Annotated in this window: 3 protein-coding genes; 1 reads left to right on the top strand and 2 read right to left on the bottom strand. The window is 44.5% G+C overall.

Annotated features, from left to right (window positions below; all coding sequences use genetic code 11):
• Window positions 1–218: 218 nt before the first annotated feature.
• Window positions 219–1,325 (top strand): tRNA (uridine(54)-C5)-methyltransferase TrmA, encoded by a 1,107-nt coding sequence (gene trmA, locus B2X00_RS04920; RefSeq protein WP_290486357.1) that lies wholly within the window; start codon window positions 219–221, stop codon window positions 1,323–1,325.
• Here trmA and B2X00_RS04915 read toward each other — a convergent pair.
• Together B2X00_RS04915 and epmA are read right to left on the bottom strand one after the other, a co-directional pair.
• The gene (locus tag B2X00_RS04915) at window positions 1,322–1,732 is read right to left on the bottom strand and encodes a MerC domain-containing protein (protein ID WP_290486356.1); all 411 of its coding nucleotides are present in this window, start codon (window positions 1,730–1,732) and stop codon (window positions 1,322–1,324) included. The genes trmA and B2X00_RS04915 overlap by 4 nt on opposite strands.
• Before the next feature lie 78 nt (window positions 1,733–1,810).
• Window positions 1,811–2,755, bottom strand: a 945-nt coding sequence (epmA, locus tag B2X00_RS04910) for an EF-P lysine aminoacylase EpmA (protein ID WP_290486355.1), incomplete at its 5' end; no start/stop codon positions are given.

Raw genomic sequence — 2,755 nt, 5'->3', positions numbered from 1 at the left:
TTCGTTGTCTGCCTCAAACGTGGGGCGTATTTTAGACATTTATCTCCGCGGGTCAAGGGCTTTTTTTAACTCCTTTGTTCGTTTGCGCAGATTCTCATCAAATGTAAATAAACCCAACACAATCACGCATAAATTTGCCTAATAAGTCAGCAATACCGCACTCACGCAGCAAAAATGATAAACTAATAGCCATCAATTTAAAGCAACGCGTATTAGCCATGACCTACAAAACAATCGATACCTCAGAATACCCGGCGCAATTTACCGATAAGTCGCAACGACTACAGCAACTATTATCCCCTTACTATAAAGGGGAACTTGAACTGCACGAATCACCTCGCACCCACTACCGTATGCGTGCAGAGTTTCGCGTTTGGCATGAACAGGATGACTTATACTACATTATGTTTAATCCCGAAACGCGGGAGAAGATACGAATGGACGAGTTTGTTCCAGGCGCTCATCTTATTAATACTTTGATGAAAGCCGTTAGAGACTACGTCATCGATAAACCGATCCTAAGGAATAAGTTGTTTCAGGTCGACTTTCTAACGACCACAACTAATGAAGCAGTTATCTCATGCTTATACCACAAGCAATTAGATACAGAATGGGAACAAGCCGCTGAGCAAATGCATACCACATTGTCATCACTAACTGACAAGCTTGGACTCATAGGTCGTGCACGAAAGCAAAAACATGTCATCGGAACCGATGAAGTTGTCGAGTGCTTGAATATCGGTGATCGTCACTGGAAGACCGTGCAAACCGAAAATGCATTCACTCAACCGAATGCCGAGATCAACAAGCAAATGATAACTTGGGCAATAAATAGTGTGGGAACAGCCAAACACGATTTGCTCGAGCTGTATTGTGGAAACGGTAACTTTACCCTACCACTCTCAACGCAATTTGAACACGTACTTGCTACCGAAATCAGCAAACGGTCAGTCGCTTCGGCTCAGTTAGCTACCGAAATGAACGGAATCAATAATGTTGAGTTTATTCGTATGTCATCAGAGGAATTCAGTGAAGCACTCAAAGGTGACATAGAAAAGCGACGTTTACAGAATATCGACCTAACAAGCTACGACTTTGGGACCGTGCTTGTCGACCCACCTCGCGCAGGTCTGGATGATCTTACGCTTGATGTGGTGAGTCAGTATCAACGGATACTTTATATATCCTGTAATCCAGAAACACTGATAAGGAATATAGATGACCTGAGCAATCAGTTTACCGTTACAAAAGCGGCTTTATTCGATCAGTTTCCTTATACACACCATATCGAAGCCGGCGTACTATTGGAACGAAAAGTGGGCTAGATATTTTCGGCTTCAGCGAGGGGAGCACTTGTTGAAGCCGTTAATTTACGTGAACGACGTAAATTACTAATATGAGCGTAGATGATCAAACCAGCGCCTACCGCGATGATAACCGGCTCGCCCCACGGGCCAAGTACATCACGTTGAGAATAGATTAAAGCGCCAGCTAACAGGGGGAGTAACAACGACCATTTACCATGCTGTTTTGCTCCGCCGATCAATGCCGTTAAGCCAACCACAACACTGATACCTAGAATCGCATTTTCGAGAAGGTCTTCTCCAAGAAAAGAAAAGCCAACGAGTGCCAACAGGGGAAGGATCAGAGGTAGTAACAAACAATGAATAGCACACACAGTGGTAATCCAAATACCAGCGCGATCCAATTTTTGTTGCTTTGAATAAGTCATAAGACCTCCTTCACCACGATTAGCCTGTTATATTATAACATACGCAACGTTGTAGCAAGGGAGATCACTATATAATCACTAAGCAGACTGATAGGAGAACGGTAACACCTGGTCAATCGCATCGGCATTCACCACAATCATCAAAAGACGATCAACCCCCATAGCGACGCCAGCACATTGAGGTATTCCATGCTCAAGCGCTGCCAACAATAAATTGTCGGCGCGACGATACGGAAGTCGAGCAATCTCTCGCGCTTTAATATCAAGTTCAAACCGCAGTGACTGCTCGGCCGCATTTGTGAGTTCAAAATAACCATTGGCGAGCTCAACACCTTGCCAATAAATTTCGAATCGGCGTGCCACCCGCGGATCTTTTGAATCAATTTGCGCTAGAGCAGCTTGGCTTGCAGGAAAATGCGTGATAGCCGTAGGCTGAGAATAAGATAGCCGCGGTTCGATATAAAAATTAAACGCAACTTGCAGTATGGTATTTTCATCATCTTCATCCGCCATCCATTGTTGTGTACGCTCATCCTCTTTTAACCGCTGATGAATAGCCTGTATTCCATCGGATGTTAGAGGGTCACACCGCATGTGCTGCAAAAAGGCATCTTGATACGTCAACTTTACCAGAGGCGGTGCATCAGCAACTGACGTTAATAGCTCATCAATCTCAGCTATCAGTTGATCATCGTCCAAACCCACTCTATACCACTCCAGCATCATAAACTCAGGGTTATGGTGACGCCCCACCGGATCATCACGTACTACATGGCTTAACTGATAAATGCTATGTCGGTATTGGGCTAACAAACGCTTCATCGCGTATTCAGGGGAGGTTTGAAGATAACGTAGGTTGTTTTGACTATCTCGCGTACTAAGGTTTTCAATATGGCGGTCAGTGACACCGTGCTGACACAATAGTGGTGTATCAACCTCTAAAACATCGCGCTCGAAAAAAAACGAACGAAGTTGCCGCAACAACTCCGCTCGTCTCTTTAATACGTTTAACGTGGCTTTTGA

The organism is Idiomarina sp. UBA3162 (assembly GCF_002364475.1).
Taxonomy (GTDB): Bacteria; Pseudomonadota; Gammaproteobacteria; order Enterobacterales; family Alteromonadaceae; genus Idiomarina.
Note: the sequence above shows the minus strand (reverse complement) of the source record. Positions and strands in the feature narration are given on the sequence as shown.

Coding starts and splice junctions, on each gene's coding strand:
- trmA (WP_290486357.1), top strand. CDS start 219: ATGACCTACAAAACAATCGATACCTCAGAATACCCGGCGCAATTTACC.
- B2X00_RS04915 (WP_290486356.1), bottom strand. CDS start 1,732: ATGACTTATTCAAAGCAACAAAAATTGGATCGCGCTGGTATTTGGATT.